This is a genomic window from Halomonas sp. KM-1 (genome assembly GCF_000246875.1).
GTDB classification, from domain to species: Bacteria; Pseudomonadota; Gammaproteobacteria; order Pseudomonadales; family Halomonadaceae; genus Halomonas; species Halomonas aerodenitrificans.
On sequence record NZ_BAEU01000138.1, the window covers coordinates 1 to 20,943 of the forward strand.

Sequence of the window (20,943 nt, forward strand, 5' to 3'; positions counted from 1 at the left end):
AAAACGGTTAAGCTCTCTTTAAAAAAATTTCACGGAATAGCCTATTGCGAAGCAAGTTATAAAAATCGCATTTCGGCAATCTAGCATTCACGACAAAATTTTGAGCTCACTGGTACAATGACGACGTGACATGTGGTACCTCAGCTAGCCAACATTTTAGTTAGCTTATAGCACCATCACTATGGACGCAGTGAGTAGTCATGCACGCTCACATTACGCTTATGCGCCGCAGCACATGTTGCGGCGATTAGCGAAAAATTAAGCACAATACCAATAACACTAAATAATGCAACTCCTACCAGTGCACTGTCATAAACAATGAAACCAACAAAAAGAGCCATTATACGAAAAGCGACGCTTGCCACTTCATAAAGCAAAAAAAGGCCTTGCAATGCAAGCACTGGAATGGCGCTAACACTGGGGCGATTTATGAATCCAAAATAACTCCACAATGCCAACCATTGAGCGTATTCTCCTGCCATAGACCATTCAGAACCAAAGGCTAGAGTAAACAAATTCGGACCTAACACAACCACCAATCCAAATGGCAAAACACCAATAATGGCTAGCGCAATTGTTGCTTTAACAAGCAACCTGAACGCATTTTCACCATTATAAATGGCCTCGTTAACCCTTGGATAGAACACAGCTGCCAATGACTCTCCGATCAACGCTGAAGGTACTCCTAATACCATTCTTCCTAACGCATAGAATCCTGCTGCCGCAGGACCAAAAAAGCTCGCCAACATCAATACAGGCAAACTCTGAGATGCAGCATTAAGAACAATTTGCGGAGTGCGGTAGTATGCAAAGTCTCTATGCCGCCATGCTAGTGCCTTACACCCATCTGTAACAGGACCACTACACTCACCGAGCTGCCCATCAGCACTCTTGCGCACGCCAGCCCAGAGCAGCAGTGCATGAAGCGCACTGCCCACAGTAGCCAGCACCACAAGCACCGCTGCCAGAGGAGAAAACAGGCCAATGCCCGCCTTGGCCGTGTTAAGCCAAAGCGACTGCAGGACAGCCACCTTGGCCTTGATTTTGAAGAGTTTTTTACGTATTACCCACTGGCTCATTATCGCCATGGTCGCTGAAAAGAGCATAGCGAAAGGCAGCAACAGCATGAACGGTTCGACAGTATGGAGATTAAAGATGTCGACGATTGGCGACTTAAATAGCGTCAGAATCAGTGCTGCCAGAAGTGACATGACCGATGCGATGCCGAGCGATAGCTTGGCAAGCCCAATAGCATCAGCATCGCGCTTCGGCAGAACGATGGCTATCGGATAGCTCAGTGCTGCCAAAGGGGCGAGTACAGCCAGGATCGCAGTAAACGTACCCAAAACACCAAAGGCTTCTGGCCCATATAGACGTGTTATGATTGGCGTGAATGCCATCGTAATGACCTGTGCCCCAGCGGTGCCACTCGCCACGACAGCTACGTTACGAAAAAACTTACTACCAACAACTCGTTTTGCTTGTGAAATTAAACCTATAGACATGATTACCAATCTCATTTGGCCGCAGCCAACCCAGATATATCACGAGGTTTTTCCACGTCGGTGCCTTTCACTAGAGCCATGTAATATCTGAGCAACTTCATTGCAACGAAATAGATAATCGGTGACGTCATCTTAGAAAACTTAGGTAAAGACAAATTATTGATTCTCTCACTATCTAATATTTTGGCATGTTCGCAAGAAAAATTAATCAGTTGACTGCCACGGGCACGCACCTCCAACTGGCTGCTCATGCCACTGGGAGCCACCGTTACCACTCCAATATCGCCTTTCATCAATGCCTGCCGCGCATTTTCCAATTCGCTAGGGTCGTATGCTTCGGCGTCAATGCCAGCCAACTCTTTAAGCTTATAGGCGGCTTCTCGTGCTATGGGGTAATGGCTGCCTTCGCCAATAAAGAGGACTTTGTGCTTGGTGGCGAGCAGCGGTGCCAGTTCGGCAATGGTGGGCTCCAGCTCCAGCACTTGGTAGAGCTGTTCCGGCAGAGCGTGTAGCGCCTCGATGCCCTCCGCCAGGGAGTTGGCATCCAGCACTCTACGTTGGCGGCCGATGGCCAGTGCCAGCCAGGCCAGCACGGCAAGCTGAGCGGTAAAGCCTTTGTTGGTAGGTTTGCCATGTTCCAAGGAAGCGTGGGTGAACATGCAGCGCTCGCTCTCACTGGCCAGTCGGCTGCCGGGGGTGTGGCAAACGGCAAGCGTAGCGAGGTAAGGCTCGCCCTTGGCGGCGTACAGCGCTGCCAGTGTGGCGGCGCTTTCTCCCGATTGCGAAATCAAGAGGCACAGCGTACCGGGCATGACGACTCCTCGCCGGTAGCGGAACTCACTGGCCTCCTCCACCCGGCAGGGCACCTTGGCCACGGCCTCGAGCCAGTAGCAAGCCACCATGCCGGCATGGTAGCTGCTACCGCTCGCGACGATCTGTACCTGGCGCACCTCGCTCAACAGCTTCATGGCGCCGGGCCCCAGGCTGTCGAACCACAGCTCGCCTCGCGGGGAGAGCTTGTCCGCCAGGGCTCTGATCACGGCCTCGGGATGTTCGTGAATTTCCTTGCGCAAGTCGTGACGATACTTGCCCCTGCTTTCGCTCAGCATGTCATACATGATTACCTCTTCCCGGCTTGTGGAATTAGATGAAAGGGGAAGAACGGGAGCGACAGGCAGGGTGTGGCAGGAGCACGCGCGCGAGGCGGCAATCTCCACACGACAGAGAGGAAGGTGCGCCATGCCTTGGCTTCTCGCAGGCACGGGTAGCAGCGCATGGTGGCCCATGCGTGGGTGTGAGAGTTCCATGTTCCCTGCCAAGCGCACGGTGTCATGTGCGCTGTGTTCGCTGATCCTTGCGGGCGTTACGTTGGTGGTTATTATCGCCCTGATGAGTATGCGTATATTTGCTGTTACGAACTGAGTCGCAACACACCGCCGCCGTAGCGGCGGTATGTTTTGGCTAGTTAGGGGTTGCTAGGGCTTTTTGGGCTTATTATCGGTATCGGAGTTACTTGTAGGCTCAGTGTTACTTGTAAGCGTAGTTGTAGTAGCCGTAGCCGTAGGCCGTGGCGGCCTTGCGCTCGATGGCGTTGAGAACACAGCCCTTCACTTCAACCCCGGCCGTTTCCAGGCGGCGCCGGGCCACTTCGAGTTCCTTGATGGGGTTGTGCTGGAAGCGCACCACCATCATGGTGGTACCGCACTGCTTGCCCACCACGGCAGCATCGGTCACGGCCAATACCGGCGGGGTATCGATGATGACCAGGTCGAAGCGCTGGCTGACCTCTTCCAGCAGTTGGCTGAAGCGCTGGGTAAGCAGCAACTCCGAGGGGTTGGGCGGCACGCTGCCGCGTGAAAGGTAGCTCAGCCCTTCCTGGGTAGTGGTGCGTAGCACTTCGTCCAAGTTGGCCTTGCCGGCCAGTAGCTCGGAGAGCCCGCCTTCGCTTCTGCCTTTGAAGGCAAAATGAATATGCCCCTTGCGCATGTCGGCATCGATGACCAGCACCCGCTGGCCGGCCTGGGCGCACACCGCTGCCAGGTTGATGGAAACGAAGCTCTTGCCGATGCCAGGGCTGGGGCCGGTGATCACCAGGCGATTGTCGCTGCCCTCCATCATGGCGAAGTGCAGGCTGGTACGCAGGCCGCGCAGCGCCTCGATGGAGGTATCCGCCGGGGCACGCTCGGCCAGCAGTGCCATGGGCACCGCCCTGCCCTTGCGCTCCTGACGCCGCCGCACCCGCTCGGTGAGTTTGCTCTGCTCATTGGAGAGCGGCACGGTGGCGTACACCGGCAGCCCGGCCTGCTCGATCTGGGCGGGCGATTCCACTCCGCGGTTGAGCAGGCCGCGCACCAGCACGACACCCACCGCCACCATGCCCCCCAGCAAGGTGGCGATGATCACGATGAGCGATTTTCTCGGCTCTACAGGCTGGCGCTGCACCATGGCACCATCGAGAATGCGCACGTTACCCACGGTGCTGGCCCGGGCGATGTTCATCTCCTGCATCTTGTTGAGCAGCTGAACGTAGATCTCCTGGGTCACTTCCACGTCGCGGGTGAGGCGCAGCATCTGCTGCTGGGTTTCCGGCAGGTTGTTGATCTGGCCGTTGAGCTGAGCGCGCTCGCGCTGGAGCTGCTGCTTCTTTTCGAGCAGGGCGGCGTAAGTGGGGTGGCTGGGGGTGAAGCGGCGCGAGATCTCAGCCTCGGAGAACTCCAGCTCGTTCAGTTGGGCTTCCAGATTGACGATCCGGTCGAGAATGGCCTTGGTTTCGAGCGAGAGATCGACACTGTCTTGCTGCATGCGGTAGGCGTTCAGGGTGTCTTCCGCTTGGCGCAGCTGGCCGCGCACTTCCGGCGCTTGTCGCTCGAGGAACTCGAGGCTCTGCTCGGCCTCGGCGCTTTGGCGCTGAATGTTCTGGGTCAGGTACACCTGACTGATGGCGTTGAGGGTGCGCTCTGCGCGGGCTGGTTCGGCGTCTCTCACGGAGAGATCGAACAGGCCGCTGTCGCGCCCCTGCTGGCTGACGCTGAAGCGCGAGCGCAGGTCGTTGATTACGTCGAGCAGCGGCTCTTGCACCAGGGTGAACTCGGCCCCCGGGGCAGCCATTATTTCGGCGATGCGAAGATCCACCTGGCCGCCGAGGAAGCTTTCGTTCTGCCCTGCCCGGCCCTCTCCCAGCACCTCGCCCTCCAGGCTGAGGCGGTAACGCTCTCCATCGAGCACCCGCAACACGAAAGGCTGACCCTGGAAGGCAGGGCCGACACGCAGCTCGCCCAGGTTGAGGGTCTCGCCGGCCCATACGCTGCGCCGGGTAAAAGCGTACCGATCGACGAAGGCCGGTCGCTCGAGGCCACGCCGGGCGAGGAAGTCGCCCACCAGCGGCAGGCGACGCGGCGTTACCGTCACGTCCAGCCGCTCCTGCTCGATGGCACGGCCCAGCACCAAGCGTGAACGCAGGATACCCAACTCGGCCTCGGCCTTGGTCTCTTCGCCGAGCATGGAGCGCATGTCCTGCAGCGGATTGCTCAGGCCGGCCTTGCTCTCCACCTGCACCAGGGCATCGGCACGGTAGATGGGCGTGGCCAACAAGGCATAGGCCACACCGAGCACGGTAAACAGCGCCGTAATCGCCACGATCCACCATTTGTGGTCGAGCAGCAGGCCGAACAGGCGGCCCAGGTCGATTTCATCGTCGGCCGGCGCCTGGGGGGCCGGAGCGGTGGGCTGAGCTACTTCTGACATGGGTACTCCGTGAGCTTCAAGCTAGTGCAGTGACAAGCTGAAGCTTGAAGAAAAACAACACGTTAAAAGAGAGAAGTGAAGTGGTGGCTCACAGCTTGCCGACCCAGGTTTCGGTGGCTTGCTTGATCAGCTCGTGAGCGTGCTCGAAGGCTTCGCGGCTCTTGCGGTAGGGGTCGGGGATTTCGCGGCCTTTGCCACCATCGAGCCAGCGGCCCAGCAGCATGGTCTTACCTAAGGCGGCTGGCTCCATTTCGGCCACGGCGTGGCGCTGGCCGTCGCTCATCACCAGAATCAAATCGGCGGCTTGCAGCAGCGCCGGGGTGAGCTGCCGTGCCTGGTGGGCCGACACGTCCAGCCCTTCGGCTTCGGCCAGCTCGCGAGCGGTGGGTTCTACGCCCCGCCCCACCAGCGCTCCCAGGCCGGCGGAGCTGAACTCGCGATGCGGCAACCGTTCCCGCAGCATGGCTTCGGCCACCGGGCTGCGGCAGATATTGCCGATACAGACGACGAGAATACGCTGGAACATTAGAAATCGTCTCGCAGGTCTCGAATATCTCGCGTGGCGCGGGTGACCTGATACACCGCGGTGATACTCGGCAGCAGCTGGCTGATCACCCGGTTCCAGCGGCCCAGCGGCGTGGTGGTCACGTAGATCACGTCGTTGGGTTCGAGCTGGAAGCGCGTACCCAGCATCATGGCCGTGGCGTTGCGTGCGTCGAGCTGGTAAACGGTGGCCAGTTGGCCGCTTTCGGGTGCGGCCTCACGAATTACGAAGATGCCGCTGGCATTGGCACTGCCCTCGTTGAAACCGCCGGCCCGGGCCAGCGCGTCGGTCAGCGAGAGCCGCGAACGGCCCATGGGCAGGCTTAGGGTCTCGCCCACCTCGCCCATGACGAAGACATGCTGGGCCATGTTGTCGGCTACGTGCAGCACGTCGCCGTCGCGTAGTACACGGTTCTGATTCAGCTCGCCGCGATAGAGCATGTCGTACAGGGAGATGCGGTACTCTTCGCCGTCGCGATTCAGCGTCACCTCGTGCCAGCTGGCCGCTTCATTGAGCCCGCCGGCATGGCTGATGGCATCGAGCACGGTGAGCGGCACGTTGGTGATGGCCTGGCGCCCTGGCTGTTGGACTTCCCCCGTGACCAGCACCTTCTGCGACTGGAAGGAGGCCACCCGCACTTCCACCTGAGGGTCGGCGATGAAGGTGGCCAGGCGAGCGGCAATCGTATCGCGCACCTCCGAAACCGTGCGGCCTGCCACCGGCAACCGGCCGATGTAAGGATAGTAGAGTGTCCCGTCGCTGTGCACTACGTTGCCGGACTCGGCGGCACTGCGCTCGCCGCCGGCGGGTATCGTCAGCTCCGGATGATCGTAAACGATGACGCTGAGCACGTCGCCCCGGCCGATTCGGTAGTCGTAGCCTTCCACATCGGCCAGCAACGTATCGCTGAGGCGGCGCATGTCGGCATTGCTGGGGGCTGGCTGCTGGGCACGCAGCAGCCCTGGGGTGATCGGACGGATCTCCACCAGATCGTCGAGCGGGGCGCTTTCGGCTCGGGAGTGGATATGCCCGCCAGGCGCGTAGGCGCAGCCGGCCAGCAGACCCACGCAAGCCAGCAGGGCGAACCGTGAAAAAAGAGTGTGTTGCATTCAGCCAGCCCCTTGCATTTCGTTCAGACACGCTACCGCCCCGGGGTGTTGGTTGGCGCATCCCCGAGGCCGGAAAAAGCCCTCCCTGTCAGCACGAAGGCGCTGACAGAGGAGCCTGTTAACTTGAGTCACGGCCTGCTGGTGTCGCCAATATGCGACAAGGCGAACACCTAGGCGTAGAGAAACGTGGCGATACTACACATCGCATTACATGGAGACCATGCCTCTGGTCATTTTTTCTATGCTTTGCGTAGATCTCCTACAACTCTTGTAGTCTTTGGCTTACACCGAAAGACCCATACGCAAAGAGTGCTAGGCATGAGCATTCTCATGGCGTTAACATCATATGACCCAAGCCTCAGATTTGTAACTTTTAGTAACAGTCGCCACTTGGCGACGCCACGTGCACAGGGAGTCTCGGAATGAAGATCAAGGTTATTGCGGTGGCAGCTCTCACGAGCATGCTGCTCTCTCCGTTGGCTATGGCTCAGGAAGCTGCTGGAACGGCGGGTACCGGAACGACCGGTACGGGTACCGCTGCTGGTGGCACGGCTACAACAGGCGGTGCAGGCGCAGGCGCAGGCGGTGCAGCCGCTAGCGGCGCAGGCGGTGCAGCCGCTGGCGGCGGCCTGGCAGGCCTGAGCGCAGCTACCGGCCTTTCCACTGCGGCATTGGCGGGTATTGCCGTAGCGGGTGCCGTTGCCGTAGGTGCCGCTGTGGCCTCATCCGGTTCCAGCAGCGGTGGTACGGGTACCACAGGAACCACCGGCACCCAGTGATGCGGTTTGCGCAATATCGCCTGCCTTTGCAAGGCCGCCTCCGGGCGGTCTTGCTGTTGTGTGGGGCCACACTCGGTTTGGCCGGTTGCGCCAGCGACGGCCTGAGCCCGCTTGGGACCTCATTGCAAACGATGCTGCCCCAGCGAAACGGGCTGCCCGCTCAGGCAGCCGAGATCCCTTACGCTTCGCTGTCGTTGCGCATGGGTGGCATGCAGGGTTTGGCCGTGATGGGCGCCCAAGTGGGTGGGCACAGCTACTGGCCGTTGGCCGACGGCATGATGCTGGCCCTGCACGGCGGTGGTCTTTACGCCACCAGCGGGCTGGAGCAGGACCTGATGGCGACCCATTACCCGGATTCGATACTGCCTTGGCAGCTCGAAACACCAGCCCGTTTCCAATTGGTACGCCATTGGCGCAATGCCGAAGGTGAACTCGAGCGCGGCGTAGCCCAAGGCACGCTCGAGTGTGCCGAAGCCGAACCGACCAGACTGCCTTTGGGTGAGCGCTTGTTGCAGCGTTGTGTTCAGCACTTGCAGTGGCAGCACGGCCCAAGCCAGCGCTCGAAGCTGTGGCGCGATCCTCACGACTTCACGCTGTGGGCAGTGGATGAGCGCCCCTGGCCGGGGGCGCCACGCATTCACTGGCAGGTGGCTCGTCACTGGTGGGAATAGACACTCATGTATGACCGTGCAAAGACGCGACGCCAACGTTGGGTGGCCCTGTTGATGGCGCTCTCGCTATGGCCCGCGGCCGCCAGCGCGCAGCGGGAAGCACCGACCGACAGTGCCATGCCCGCCACGCTGCTCGAGGCATGGCTGGCGTGGCAGGCCCAGGAGCAAGAACCTCTCGATTGGGCCTATAGCTTCGCCCTGCGCACTAGAGATGCCAGCGTTCTAGATCCGCTTCGAGCGGAATTGCTGGGAGAGCTCGCCAGCCTGGGCGATACCCTGAGACTGATGGGACACGAGCCCGGGGCACGCCACCTGCAGGCTTGGCATCACGCCGTTCAAGGTCTGCCTGCCGAAGCCGCCCGCTCTCCGGAGCGGCTCGACCTTCCCTGGCTTGCCGCTTCGCTGCGGCGCAATGTCCCAGTCGGCAATTTGATTCATCTGGGCACTTGTGAGCCGCCACCTTGGGTGGAAGTGTGGGGTTCCAACGGCGTATCCCGGCTGCCATGGCAGCCGGGTATGACCACCGCCGGGGCCATCGCTCAGTTGCCCGCCAACGGCTATCGCACCCTGGACCGGGCGACCCTGATTTCACCCTTGGGCGAAACCACCACGCTGGGCGTTGCCAGTTGGAACCGGGAATCGCTGCCGCTGGCACCCGGCGCCCGATTGGTGTTGCTGCTGCCGGAACATGATATGGGCGGCACCCTGGAGGGCAGCCTGGTCAACCGGCTGCTGGTACGTTTTCTTGCCACTCGCCTACCCGGTGACGTTTGTACCCTATGGCCTACCCGATGATTTTTTGTTCTGCCCGACAGCGCGCTGCCAGGCGCGTTGGCTCCTGGCTTTGCCATGCAGGCCTTGCCCCGCTGCTGCTGTGCAGCCCGACGGCATGGGCCCTGGGTACCGGCCAAAGCGATTTCGGCGGGGTCGGCCTGATGCAAACCCCCACCGCGCGCATGGCGCCGCTGGGCCACTTTGCCGCCACCTTCAGCCGTACCGCGCCTTACCGTCGCTATGGGGTATTCGTTCAACCCACGCCATGGCTGGAAGCGGGTTTTCGCTATGTCGAGATAGAGGACAGGCTCTACGGTGAGCGTATCGCCGGCGACCGCAACTATCTCGACAAAGGGCTGGACGCCAAATTCCGGCTGCTGCAGGAAGGCCCTTATCGGCCTCAGGTCGCCTTGGGCTTACGCGATGCCGGCGGTACCACCCTGTTCGGCGCCGAGTATCTGGTGGCCAGCAAGCGCCTAGGTGAATTCGATTTTTCTCTGGGCGTGGGCTGGGGCTACCTGGGTGCCAGCGGCGACGCCGGCTCACCGCTTGGCTGGCTCGACAGCCGCTTCGACGAGCGGCCCGAGGAGTATGGCGAAGGCGGCGGCCAGTTCGAGATCTCGCAGCTGTTCCGTGGGCCGGCCGCTCTGTTCGGCGGCGTGGAGTATCAAACCCCGTGGCAGCCGCTGGTGCTACAGCTCGAGTACGAAGGCAATGACTACAGTAACGAGCCGGCCAGCGCCCCCCTCCGCCGCGAGTCGCGGCTCAACCTCGGCTCGCGACTGCAGCTTGGCGAGAGTCTTTCACTGCATGCCGGCTGGCAGCGTGGCGACGTCTTCATGGCCGGGGTCTCGATTTCCACCAACCTGGCGGGGCTCTCCCAGGCCAAGCAGGACCCGCGCCCGATGCCCTTGGATGCTGCACCGCAAGGCGACTGGCAGCAGGTTGCTCGAGCCTTGGAAGCCAACGCCGGCATGCGGGTTGCCGAAGTGGCGCGCCAGGGCAACAGTGTTCGAGTGACGGCCGAACCGCTGCGCTATCGCAATCTGGCCACCAGCGAGGGCCGTGCGGGGCGCATCCTGCATGCTGAGCTCGAGCCGGAGGTAAGCGAGTTCCGCTATCGCTGGCAATCGCAGGGGCTGGCCCTGCGTGAAAGCGTGCACCCGCGAGATTCCTTCGCGGCTGGGGTGGCCTCGACGGATGCTGCGAGCGACCATCTGCAGGGCGTTTACGTACACGCGCAGCTGGAACCCAGCGCTGGCGAGACGCTCTACCGCAGTACACCACGCCGCTTCGATTACCATATCGGCCCGGCGCTGGAACAGAATTTCGGCGGCCCGGATGGCTACCTGTACCGGCTCTCGGCTTACGCCGACGCGGATTGGTACACGGACGCCCAAGGCTGGCTGTCGGTACGGGGAGACGTCACCCTGGCCGACAACCTGGACCGCTACGAGTACATCGCCGCTTCGGAACTGCCTCGGGTGAGAACCTATATCGGCGATTACCTGGCCAGCTCCAATGCGGGCATCACCCAACTGCAGTACACCCGCACCGCGCAACTCGCCCCCGACTGGTATCTGCTGGGCTACGGCGGGCTGCTGGAGATGATGTACGCCGGGGTGGGCGGCGAAGTGCTCTATCGGCCCTTCAACAGCCGCTGGGCACTCGGCCTAGATATTAACCGCGTACGCCAGCGCGAATTCGATCAACGCTTCGAATTGCGCGACTATCAGGCCTGGACCGGCCACCTCAGCGCCTATGTCGATACCGGCTTCGAGGATCTGCTGGCACAGATCAGCGTCGGTCGCTATCTGGCGGGCGACCACGGTGTTACGTTCGATCTCTCTCGCGAATTCGCCAACGGCGTGCGTGTGGGTGGCTGGGCCACCTTCACCGATGTCGGCAACGACTTCGGTGAGGGCAGCTTCGACAAGGCGCTGTATCTCTCGATCCCGCTCGATGCCTTCTTCGTGCGCTCGAGCCGCGATCGCGCCGACATCGCCTGGCAACCGCTCACCCGGGATGGCGGTGCGCGTCTCAACCGTCGCTACTCGCTTTACGAGCTGACCAAAGAGCGCCAGTTGAGGAACTACTGGCAAGAATTCGACGCCATGTGGGAGTAAGCGTCGCTGGTGGCCGTGCCCGGTCTTACGCTGCCTGGAGCCACCAGCGCCAGGCAGCGGCCGCCGCCATGCCCAGGCCGATGGCGAGCAGCGGGCTACGCCATAGGATGGCTACCAGTGTCGTTGTCAGCGCAGCCAGGCGGGCTCCGCCGTCGCCGAACATGATCAAAGGTGCCACGATGGCGATCAGCACCGACGTGGACATGGCATCGACGAAGCGCTGCACCTTGGGGCCCAGGGGCACTCTCGACATGACCAGCAAGCCAAGCACGCGGGAACCATAGGCGATAGTCGCCAACAGGCCGATGGCCAACAGTGATTGCCACAGCGGTATGGAGCTCATCAACCGGGCTTCCCCTCTCCATGCCTGGGCATCACCACGGCCACCAGGCCGCCGGCCAGTCCCCCCACCATGACATGCAGGTAAGGCGGCAACCAGCGGTAGGCCGCCAGCGCCGCTATGGCCGCCGCCAGCCACGGCATAGCCATGACCAGGCGTGGCCGACCGCCAAACAGCATCATCAGGAAGAAGCAGAGCATGATCACATCCAGGCCGAAGCGCTCCGGCTGGGCGATCCCGCCGCCGAAGGCCACGCCTACCAGAGTACCCAGTATCCATGCCGCCCACAGGGCAATGCCGCTGCCCAGCAAGATGCCCAGGTTGCGCTCACCGCGGTGGTACTGACCCAGCGCCATCGCCCAGTTGGAGTCGCTCATCAGCACCACCAAGGCAAACTGCCGGCCACGGCCAAGCGGCTGCAGCCAAGGGTATAGCGCCGCACTCATCAGCATATGACGCGTGTGGATCGCCACGGTAACGGTGGCCAGCGCGAGCAGCGGCATGGGCGAGTGCCACATATCCAGCGCCGCAAACTGCGACGGTGCCGAAAACACCAGGGTGCTGAGCAGCAGCGCTTCCCAATTGGCCAGGCCATGGTGCACGGCAGCCACCCCGAAGGCCAGACCGAAAGCCACCGTGAAGGTGGCGACTGGCATCATCATGACCAGGCCGCGCCAGGTGCCCGGTACATCCAGCCACGCCTCGCTATTCGTTTGCCTGTTCATCGCCATCCCCTTGCATGAAGACTCCCCGTCATACCGTTCCTCGAGCCAAGTGGCTAATGTTCGCCGACCTACCGAGCTTGGCGCTGCAAAGAAAAAAACAAACAGTCCTGCTTGTTTTTTTCTTTGGCAGAGTCTAGTTTGGCATTCGTACGTTGGCTATCCAACTCTGCCAACGCGAGATCACAAGAGCAACAAAGCCGCCGTCAATACGGAACGGGAGAACAATATGACCTGCAAACGCAAGGCGCTGACACTGGCTGTCACCACACTGGCCCTACCTGCCCTCTTCACCACGGCGCAGGCTTCCACTTCCTTCATCGCCAATTCCTTCTACGACCAGCAACATCCGCATTCCCGCTATGGCTACATCGAGTGGGCGGAAACGGTCGAGCAACTCTCCAATGGCGAACTGAAGCCCGAGGTATACACCGGCACGGTGCTGTTGGCCCCACGCGCCAACCTTCAGGGCATTCAGGACAATATCGTTCAGGTAGCCCACCACGCTGCGGTATACACCCCTTCCGAGATGCCGGTCGCCAATGCGGTGCAAGAACTTGGCTTCAACTTCGACGATCCGCTTGTCGGCATTCTGGCCGTGACCGATTTCAGCACCCGCAACCCGATCCAGCTGGCGGAGTGGGAGGAGCTGGATATCGTCTACCTGGGCGCCTACAACACGCCCCCTTACGTGTTGTTCTGCCGCGAGCCGGTGCGCACCCTGGCAGAGCTGCGTGGAAAGCGCATTCGTACCGCGGGTTCCACCGTTTCAGCCTGGGTTGAGGAAGCCGGCGGCGTACCGGTCAACGTTCCATCAAGCGAAATGTACAGCGGCCTGGATCGCGGCTCTCTGGACTGCGCCTCCAACGCGGCCAACGATTTGATCGACCGCTCGCTGTGGGAAGTGGCGCAGCACACTACCCTGCTGCCCACCGGCATGTATTGGTCGGGCCCTCAGTGGGGCTTCAATTCCGAGTTCTGGGCCGGTTTGAGCGATGGCGAGCGGGACGTCTTCAAGCAGGCGACCGCCAAGGCCATGACGCGCATGATCGTGCAGTACCTGGCGACTGCCGATGCGGCTCTGGAAGAAGCGATAGGCCACGGCAATAACGTCTACGAACCCGGCGAAGACCTGATGGATTCGGTCGAGGCGTACCGTGAAAGGGCCTTGGCCGGCATCTACGATACGGCCCGCAACAACTACGGGGTCGACGATGCCGAAGCCTTGATCGATGACTTCCTTGCGACCTACGAGAAGTGGCAAGGCTTGGTGGGTGAGGTAGACCGCAACGATGAAGAGGCGCTCGCCGCTCTGGCAATGCGCGAAATCTTCGATAAGCTGCCGGCAGACTACGGGATCTACTGACCCGTCTCGCTCAGGCCGCCTCACCGAGGCGGCCGCTGCCAACGGAATTTGCCATGACCAAGCGCCAGACCCAGGAAGAACGTTCACGCCAAACCCAGAGCCGGGTCAAGCAAGCGACCATCGAATGCATTCTGGAGAAAGGTATTCGCGCCACTTCGACGGTGGACATCGCGCGGAAAGCCGGCGTTTCACGCGGCGCTCTGCTGCATCAATACCCTTCCAAGGAGTTGCTGATGCAGGCTGCACTGGAGGACATCCTCAACAGGGAAGTCGAGAGCGTTCAGGACATGGCGACACGCATCAAGGCAGGCGAGCTCGATTTCGAAACCATGCTGCAGGCGTTGCATGAGCACTTCAAGGGCGACATGTACATGGTGACGCTGGAGTTTCTCACCACGGCACGCACCGACCCGGCCATCAAGGAGGTACTGGTGCCCTTGGCCACGACGTTCAACGCCTCCCTGGAGCAGATCTGGGAGCAGCTGGTCATGAATGCCGAGCACAGCTCGCACGAGAAGCGTGTGGCGCTGAATGCCACGCTCTGCATGATGCGCGGCATGGGGGCACAGAGCATTTGGCGTGAAGACCCGGCGCTGTACCGGGACATGCTGTTGTTCTGGAAACGAACCCTGTTGGAATTGGGTTTTTCCACTTCGGAGAACACCAAGAGAGTTCCACACAATGACAAGAACGATCGAGATACTGAATGACTGGGTAGCCAAACTCGCCCTGACGCTGGCGGCGCTGTTTCTGCTGCTCATGGCGCTGCATGTCACACTGGACGTGGCACTTCGCTATCTGTTCGGCAAGTCGTTTCCCGGCACGCTGGAAGTGGTCTCCTTCTATTACATGGTGGCCGTGGTATTCCTGCCCTTGGCGTACGTCGAGCTCAAGCGTGAGCACATCAGTGTGGATGTGCTGGTCGGCCGTCTTCCCGCTTCGCTGCAGTTGATCCTTTATCTCTTTGCTTGCAGCCTCGGCCTGCTGTATTTCGGCATGCTCTGTTACCAGAGCTATCTCGATGCCATGCGTGCGACCACCCGCATGGAAACGGCCATGGCCAACTTCCGCTTTTACCTCTGGCCCAGCCGCTGGGCGCTACCCGTCGGTTTCGGCGCCATGATGCTGGCGATTTTCGCCAACATGCTGAAGGCATTGCGTTTACGTCAAGCCCTTTAGGAGTTTCCATGAGCAACCTCGAGATAGGCGTGGCAGGCATTGCCATCGCCTTGGCCCTGATCGCCCTGCGTGTGCCAATCGGCATAGCGTTGGGGCTGGTTTCGATCATCGGCATCAGTGAAATGACCAGCATGCGCGTGGCCTGGGGCATGATTTCCGCCACGCCCTTCGACTTCGCCGGCACCTGGGAGCTAACCGCCGCCCCGATGTTTCTGTTCATGGGCTACCTGTGCACCTCGACCAACATGACCCAGGGGCTGTTTCATGCCATGCGCCTCTTCATGGCGCGGCTACCGGGCGGCCTGGCGGTTTCCAGCGTGATGGCTTCCGCTTTTTTTGCCGCTGCCTCCGGCTCCAGCGTGGCGACCTCGGCGGCCATGTCGCGCATTGCCGTTCCCGAGATGCTGAAGTACCGCTACGACAAAGGCCTGGCCACCGGCACCGTAGCCGCTTCCGGCACGCTGGGCTCGCTGATCCCCCCTAGCGTGCTACTGGTGCTTTACGGGGTTTATGCTCAGGTCTCGGTGGGCCAGCTGTTCATGGCGGGCTTCATTCCGGGAGTGCTCTCGGCGCTGCTCTACATCGCCATGATCATGGTGCGCACCAAGCTCAACCCCAGCCTGGCCGGCGATGCTGCCGTGCGCTCCAGCGCCAGGGAAAAATGGGACGCTTTTCGCGACATCTGGCCGTTGCCGCTGCTGATCGGCTCGGTGCTGGGCGGTATCTTCCTGGGTATTTTCTCCCCCACCGAGGCTGGTGCGGTAGGCACTACCATCGCCGCCCTCATCGCATTTACCAGGCGCACCCTGACCCTGCGCGCGCTGAGGGAAGCGCTGATCAGCACGGCCGTCAGCACCGCCAGCATCTTCATCATCTTGATTGGCTCGCTGTTCTTTACCCGCTTTTTGGCCCTGAGCGGCGTGCCGGCCGCTTTCTCGGAGCTGATTCTCGGTGTGAGCACCGAAACCTGGTGGATCCTGCTTGCCGTTGCTCTGATCTATCTGGTGCTCGGCATGTTCATCGATTCCATTGGCCTGCTGCTGCTGACGCTGCCGCTCATCCTGCCGCTGGTGCAAGGGGCCGATCTCAACCTGGTGTGGTTCGGCATCATCGTCGTCAAGCTGCTCGAAGTCGGCCTGGTTACGCCCCCTATAGGGCTCAACGTCTACGTGATCAAGGGCGCTCTCGGTAAAAGCGTCACCCTGCCTGAAGTCTTCAAGGGCGTGAGTTGGTTCATCGTGATGGACATCGTCGCCCTGCTGTTGATCGTGCTGATCCCGGCACTCTCACTCTTCTTGCCACAGTTGATGTTTTGACATCCCGGCTCCTACAAGGAAACTCCTATGACAACGACTCGCTTCATCAATGCCAACGTCATCGATACCCGCAATGGCCAAGTATTGCCCGACCGGCAGGTGCGCGTGCAGGACGGCCGCATCGTGGCTGTCAGCGACACCGCCCTGGAAGGAGCGGACGACCAAGTGATCGATGTCCGCGGACGCTACCTTATGCCCGGTATGGTCGATTCTCATGTCCACGTAACGGCCATTACGCCCAACTTTGCCCTGCTGGAAACGCTCTCCCCCTTCTATGTAGGCGCCAAATCGAGCGAACTGTTGAAGGACATGCTGATGCGAGGCTTCACCACCGTGCGCGATGCCGGCGGTGCCGACCACGGGCTTGCCAGTGCCTTGGAGGAGGACAGCCTGATCGGCCCTCGGTTGATGTATGCCGGCAGGGCGCTATCGCAAACCGGTGGACACGCCGACATGCGCGGAGCGGGACAGCAGACCTTTGAAGGCTGCTTTTGCTGCGCCGGGCTCGGGCGGGTGTGCGATGGGGTGAGTGAGGTGCGCCGAGCCGCCCGCGACGAGATACGCAAGGGCGCCACCCAGCTCAAGATCATGGCATCCGGCGGTGTCGCCTCTCCCACCGATCGGGTCGACAGCACGCAGTTCTCCTTGGAGGAGATCGACGCCATCGTCGAGGAAGCCACGGCCGCCAACATCCACACCATGGCCCATGCTTATACTGCGCGCGCCATCAACCGGCTAATTCCGCGAGGCGTTCGGACCATAGAACACGGCAATTTGATGGACGAAGAGAGCTGCCGCCTGTTCCTGGAGCATGGCGCCTACCTGACCCCCACGCTGATCACCTACGATGCGCTGGCAAGAGAGGGGGTCGAGGCTGGCATGGCCGAGCATCTGCAGCGCAAGGTGTACGACGTTCTGGAAGCCGGTCACAAGGCTTTGGCGATGGCTCAAGAACACGGCGTCAAGATGCTATACGGCTCCGACCTGCTGGGCCGCATGCAGCGCTACCAGTTGGACGAGTTCCACCTGCGCAAGGACGTGATACCCACTGCCGAATTGCTCCGCAGTGCTACCTGCAACGCGGCCGATGCCTATGGCCATAGCGGCGATTTCGGCGAGGTCATTCCCGGCGCACGCGGCGACCTGCTGGTGCTCGAGGGCAACCCCCTCGACGACATCACTGTGCTGACACGGCCGGAAGAGCAGCTGTTGCTGATCATGAAAGCTGGCAAACTCTACAAGAACGTGATGTAAACCTCCAAGCAGCCCGGCCAAGGCCGGGCTGCTTGGTTACTATTGGAAGCTCACAGGTGCACGCAGAAGCAGATTTCTAATACTCTATCGCCAAAGTCGCATTAACAATCAACCCTACCAAGATGGTAAAAATAGCACGATATCAAGTCACATCTTCTCGCGAAAGTGGCTAAAATCACGCAAAGAATTGTAAGCAACAGGATCGCACCAAAGTGACGTATCCACGTGATAGCGAGAACAAAATGAAAAAAACACTATTGGCAATACTTTTCGTCACGGCCTCACTCTCGTTAAAGACGGCGATGGCTCAAACTCTCGTGACAGAAAACTATATCATCGAGATAAAAAACAACTGTACTGAAGGCGTTGTCGTCTGTGATGACATAACATATATCGGGACATCCAAAACATCCGGCAACCACATTGAACTAAGTGGTCAAACACATCATGTGATGTGTGCCGACGGCGTGACCCCATGCCGTTTCTTAGGTTACATATTCGAGAACGGAAACGTTACCTATTTCGTAGATCAAGCTGGCGCCATCAAAGTAACGCAGAACGAAACCGTGTTGGTTGAAGAAACGGGAGAGTGGGTATATTAATCACAACAAGAAAAGGTGTGACGATGGAAGGGACAGTACTTCATTTCGACGCCTCAAGCAAAACAGGGATCATACGCGACACCAATGGGAGTCGTTACGAATTTCAGCAGAGCGATTGGAAATCCGAATCAACACCAAGCTCAGGAATGCGAGCAGATTTCGTCATCGCTGGCGTAAACGCCACACAAATTTATGAGCTACCGCCGGAAAAACTGGTAGGTAATAACGCCGACTCTGAGAAAAGAGTCACGCTGAAATGGCCTGATATTACAACGTCCATAACGGATAGCCCATTCGCCGGTAACGTCATGCAAACGGAAGGCAAGACAACCACTAAGCCAGAAAATTCTTCGTCCAGCAGCGGCAGCAAAATGAATCGGATCGGCATGCTGGCCACGATCGTCGGCGCCCTGACCCTCTTCAGCCCGCTGTTTTACTCAGATCACTATGGCTACCTTCCCCCCTTCTTACGGGCTGAGAAGCTACATCTTTGGATGGTACCGCTCCTTTTTATTGTCGCCGTAATTTTTTACAACGGCGGTTCTAGAATACTCATTCGAGCCTTGGCACTCACAAGCATTGGCGGCATTGCTTTAGGCTACTATAATGGTTTCCAGGAATACAGCATTTTCGTTTGGGGAGAACCCAGACCTGCTTCTCTTGCGTTTGGTGCTTACCTAAACTTTTCGGCTCTCTTCATCATGACGGCGGCAGCCTTCAGCAAACATTATTCACCGCATGGCTGTATTTCTTCATCCACCCGAGTAGTAGAGGGGTGCATTGAAACGACGGGGTCATACAGCCAAACATACGGGGGAAGGTGGTTCCGGTATAACTACCTTTCTTTCTTAGGTGCTGATGGAAAGAAAGTGCAGGCAAAACGCGTACTAGTACCAGACCAGATCGACCCCTTGGTCGTACCCAACGTGTGTGGTACCTTCATTTTTACCACACAATTTTTCCAGCGAGTACTCGTAGGAATCAAGACCGATGATAATGAGGCATGGTATCTACCTTCCAGCGTAGAGGGCGAAATTCTAAAGTATATTTTTGCCGCATTATTTTGTGGCTTCATGACCTTTGGAACGTTTTCCACCATAATTTTGATGCCATTTACGCCGTTGTTCGCCATAGCAACAATGGCAGCCGCTTTCGGCGTGTTTAATGCCCCTTTCAGAATCAGTCGTATGAAAAAAGACTTGAAAGAGAACGGCTTTACCCTGGCCAAGGTAAAAAATATTTAGCTCCGCTATGCTTTGAACATCATGAAAGTAACGCGCTTAGGTTATTCAGTTTCCACCTCGAACGCCACGATCTGGCGCCGCTCGCGGGAGAACTCCACGCCTACCAGATGGATCGGCTTGCCCTGGCCGCGGTACTTGTCGGCGTAGCCCTTGGCTTTGATCTGCTCGAGCGCGCTGCCCTCGGGCAGCTGTTCCATTACCTTGAACTCGAACAGGTACAGGTGCCCGGCGAAATCCACCGTCATATCGACCTTGCCGTGGTGGCTGGCGTCCTCCACCGTCACGTTCACCCCCAGCGCGGCAAAGTGGCTGTAGAAAACGCTGGCATAGTGGCCTTCATAGCGGGCGATGGGGTTGTTGCGGTACCAGTCGTGGGGCAGCCCGGCGTAGAGGGCTTTGAAATAGGTTTCCAGGCCGGCCATATCCGCTACCTTGAGCAAGCCGGGCAACTTGAGAATCAGCTCATCCAGTGCATCGTCGCTTAGCCCCAGCACAGGCAGCAGCGCCTCATTGAGGCTGGCTTCCACTTCCTGATTGGGAAAACCCAGGCGATAGATGGGGCGATTCGGCACCTCTTCGCGCACCCCTTTCAGGGTGAGATAGCCGGTCTGAAACAGCAGCGCTTCGGTGGCGATATCATCCACATCGAAGCGACTCAGCAGCGCCGGTCGGCTGTGCCAGGCAGTAAGCGCCGGAGTAAACACCCCGCGCTGCTTGAGCACTTCCACCAGAAAGGTGGGCGTGGCGCTCTCGAACCAGTAGGCGCCGAACTGACGCTTTTGAAACAGCAGCAGCACGTCGAAGGGGTTGTAAACTGCCGTAACCTCCTGCCCGCCCCAGCGATAGCCGTTGTACCAGTGCTTGATCTGGCTTCGCTCCAGCCCCGGCAGCTCGGGGGCGAATACCGTGTCGATGTCGTCGTCGGTGTAGCCGCAGATAGTCGCGTAGGGAGCGTCCAGCGTGATGTCATTGAGATTGTTGAGGCCGGAGAACAGGCTTACCTTGCTGAACTTCGACACACCGGTAAGCAGCACGAAGGCCAGATGCGGGTCGGCATCTTTGAGCACACTGTAGAGGTTCTTCAGCCCCTCGCGCAGCTCGCGGGCCCGCTCGGGATCGAGCAGGTTGTCGAGAATGGGCTTGTCATATTCGTCGACCAGTACTACCACGCGCTGGCCGTACTTTTCGTGGACACCGCGAATCAGGTCGGCAAATTCACCCGGTATGTCTTCCGCCTGGGTCGCGTCAATGCGCAGCCGCTCTCGATTGTGGCGCAATAGATAGCGGATTCGCTTGTCGATATCGTCGCGGCTCTGCATCACGCCATCGGCAAAACTCAGGCGAATTACCGGATAGCGAACCTGCCAGTCCCACTTGTCGTGAATATAGAGCCCTTCGAATAGCGCCTCGCGGCCCTCGAACAGGCAGCGCAGGGTATCCAGCAGCAGGCTCTTGCCGAAACGCCGCGGCCGCGAGAGGAAATAATACTTGCCCGCCTCCACCAAGCGGTGGATCGCGGGGGTCTTGTCGACGTAGTAGTAGCCTCCTTCACGGATATCGGCAAAGGTCTGGATCCCGATGGACAGTTTCTTGCGGGGCGTGGAGGACACGACACTCTCCTGGGACAAGTGCTGATTCATGCCAGCATAACATGGCGACCGCGCAGAA

At 59.6% G+C, this 20,943-nt stretch carries 18 protein-coding genes; 10 read left to right on the forward strand and 8 right to left on the reverse strand.

Annotated elements, in window-relative coordinates; genetic code table 11:
• Window positions 1-179: 179 nt before the first annotated feature.
• The 5 genes from B8115_RS16410 to B8115_RS16430 form a co-directional block, all read right to left on the reverse strand.
• Window positions 180-1,505, reverse strand: coding sequence for a lipopolysaccharide biosynthesis protein (locus B8115_RS16410; protein ID WP_010628921.1), 1,326 nt, complete (start codon window positions 1,503-1,505; stop codon window positions 180-182).
• A gap of 11 nt (window positions 1,506-1,516) precedes the next feature.
• Window positions 1,517-2,623, reverse strand: a complete 1,107-nt coding sequence (locus tag B8115_RS16415; RefSeq protein WP_010628922.1) for an SIS domain-containing protein — start codon at window positions 2,621-2,623, stop codon at window positions 1,517-1,519.
• 409 nt (window positions 2,624-3,032) lie between these two features.
• Window positions 3,033-5,249 carry a polysaccharide biosynthesis tyrosine autokinase gene (locus B8115_RS16420; protein ID WP_010628923.1) on the reverse strand — a complete coding sequence of 739 codons (2,217 nt, stop codon included), beginning with the start codon at window positions 5,247-5,249 and terminating at the stop codon, window positions 3,033-3,035.
• Between the two features lie 88 nt (window positions 5,250-5,337).
• Complete coding sequence (locus tag B8115_RS16425) at window positions 5,338-5,775, reverse strand: low molecular weight protein-tyrosine-phosphatase (RefSeq protein ID WP_010628924.1); 438 nt, start codon at window positions 5,773-5,775, stop codon at window positions 5,338-5,340.
• On the reverse strand, window positions 5,775-6,902 hold the full coding sequence (locus tag B8115_RS16430; RefSeq protein WP_010628925.1) for a polysaccharide export protein: 1,128 nt from the start codon (window positions 6,900-6,902) through the stop codon (window positions 5,775-5,777). The genes B8115_RS16425 and B8115_RS16430 overlap by 1 nt, the downstream gene beginning before the upstream one ends.
• A 910-nt stretch (window positions 6,903-7,812) precedes the next feature.
• Between B8115_RS16430 and B8115_RS16435 the strand changes: the two genes are divergently transcribed.
• From B8115_RS16435 to B8115_RS16445, 3 genes are read left to right on the forward strand one after another with little or no spacing between them, the layout of a single operon-like run.
• Complete coding sequence (locus B8115_RS16435; RefSeq protein WP_010628926.1) at window positions 7,813-8,352, forward strand: YjbF family lipoprotein; 540 nt, start codon at window positions 7,813-7,815, stop codon at window positions 8,350-8,352.
• A 6-nt stretch (window positions 8,353-8,358) separates the two neighbouring features.
• Window positions 8,359-9,147 (forward strand): capsule biosynthesis GfcC family protein, encoded by a 789-nt coding sequence (locus tag B8115_RS16440; RefSeq protein ID WP_010628927.1) that lies wholly within the window; start codon window positions 8,359-8,361, stop codon window positions 9,145-9,147.
• Window positions 9,144-11,252 (forward strand): YjbH domain-containing protein, encoded by a 2,109-nt coding sequence (locus B8115_RS16445; protein ID WP_141638637.1) that lies wholly within the window; start codon window positions 9,144-9,146, stop codon window positions 11,250-11,252. Before B8115_RS16440 ends, B8115_RS16445 begins: the two co-directional genes overlap by 4 nt.
• A gap of 25 nt (window positions 11,253-11,277) precedes the next feature.
• On the opposite strand, the gene B8115_RS16450 is transcribed toward B8115_RS16445, so the two are convergent.
• Both B8115_RS16450 and B8115_RS16455 read right to left on the reverse strand, forming a co-directional pair.
• A complete protein-coding gene (locus tag B8115_RS16450; protein ID WP_010628929.1) occupies window positions 11,278-11,595 on the reverse strand; it encodes an AzlD family protein in 318 nt (105 codons plus the stop codon).
• A complete protein-coding gene (locus tag B8115_RS16455; RefSeq protein WP_010628930.1) occupies window positions 11,595-12,317 on the reverse strand; it encodes an AzlC family ABC transporter permease in 723 nt (240 codons plus the stop codon). Before B8115_RS16455 ends, B8115_RS16450 begins: the two co-directional genes overlap by 1 nt.
• Window positions 12,318-12,543: 226 nt before the next feature.
• Between B8115_RS16455 and B8115_RS16460 the strand changes: the two genes are divergently transcribed.
• The 7 genes from B8115_RS16460 to B8115_RS16490 all read left to right on the forward strand — a co-directional run bounded on the left by B8115_RS16460 (window position 12,544) and on the right by B8115_RS16490 (window position 19,275).
• On the forward strand, window positions 12,544-13,680 hold the full coding sequence (locus tag B8115_RS16460; protein ID WP_010628931.1) for a C4-dicarboxylate TRAP transporter substrate-binding protein: 1,137 nt from the start codon (window positions 12,544-12,546) through the stop codon (window positions 13,678-13,680).
• A 53-nt stretch (window positions 13,681-13,733) separates the two neighbouring features.
• A complete protein-coding gene (locus B8115_RS16465; RefSeq protein WP_010628932.1) occupies window positions 13,734-14,390 on the forward strand; it encodes a TetR/AcrR family transcriptional regulator in 657 nt (218 codons plus the stop codon).
• On the forward strand, window positions 14,362-14,859 hold the full coding sequence (locus B8115_RS16470) for a TRAP transporter small permease (RefSeq protein WP_010628933.1): 498 nt from the start codon (window positions 14,362-14,364) through the stop codon (window positions 14,857-14,859). The genes B8115_RS16465 and B8115_RS16470 overlap by 29 nt, the downstream gene beginning before the upstream one ends.
• 8 nt (window positions 14,860-14,867) lie before the next feature.
• Window positions 14,868-16,175: a TRAP transporter large permease gene (locus B8115_RS16475; RefSeq protein WP_010628934.1), complete on the forward strand. Its 1,308-nt coding sequence runs from the start codon at window positions 14,868-14,870 to the stop codon at window positions 16,173-16,175.
• Window positions 16,176-16,202: 27 nt separating this feature from the next.
• Window positions 16,203-17,429, forward strand: coding sequence for an amidohydrolase family protein (locus B8115_RS16480; RefSeq protein ID WP_010628935.1), 1,227 nt, complete (start codon window positions 16,203-16,205; stop codon window positions 17,427-17,429).
• 242 nt (window positions 17,430-17,671) lie between these two features.
• On the forward strand, window positions 17,672-18,031 hold the full coding sequence (locus B8115_RS16485) for a hypothetical protein (RefSeq protein WP_010628936.1): 360 nt from the start codon (window positions 17,672-17,674) through the stop codon (window positions 18,029-18,031).
• 23 nt (window positions 18,032-18,054) lie between these two features.
• Entirely contained in the window at window positions 18,055-19,275 is a 1,221-nt protein-coding gene (locus B8115_RS16490; protein WP_141638638.1) for a hypothetical protein, read from the forward strand.
• A 41-nt stretch (window positions 19,276-19,316) separates the two neighbouring features.
• On the opposite strand, the gene B8115_RS16495 is transcribed toward B8115_RS16490, so the two are convergent.
• Window positions 19,317-20,885, reverse strand: a complete 1,569-nt coding sequence (locus tag B8115_RS16495; protein WP_010628938.1) for an ATP-binding protein — start codon at window positions 20,883-20,885, stop codon at window positions 19,317-19,319.
• Between the last annotated feature and the right edge of the window lie 58 nt (window positions 20,886-20,943).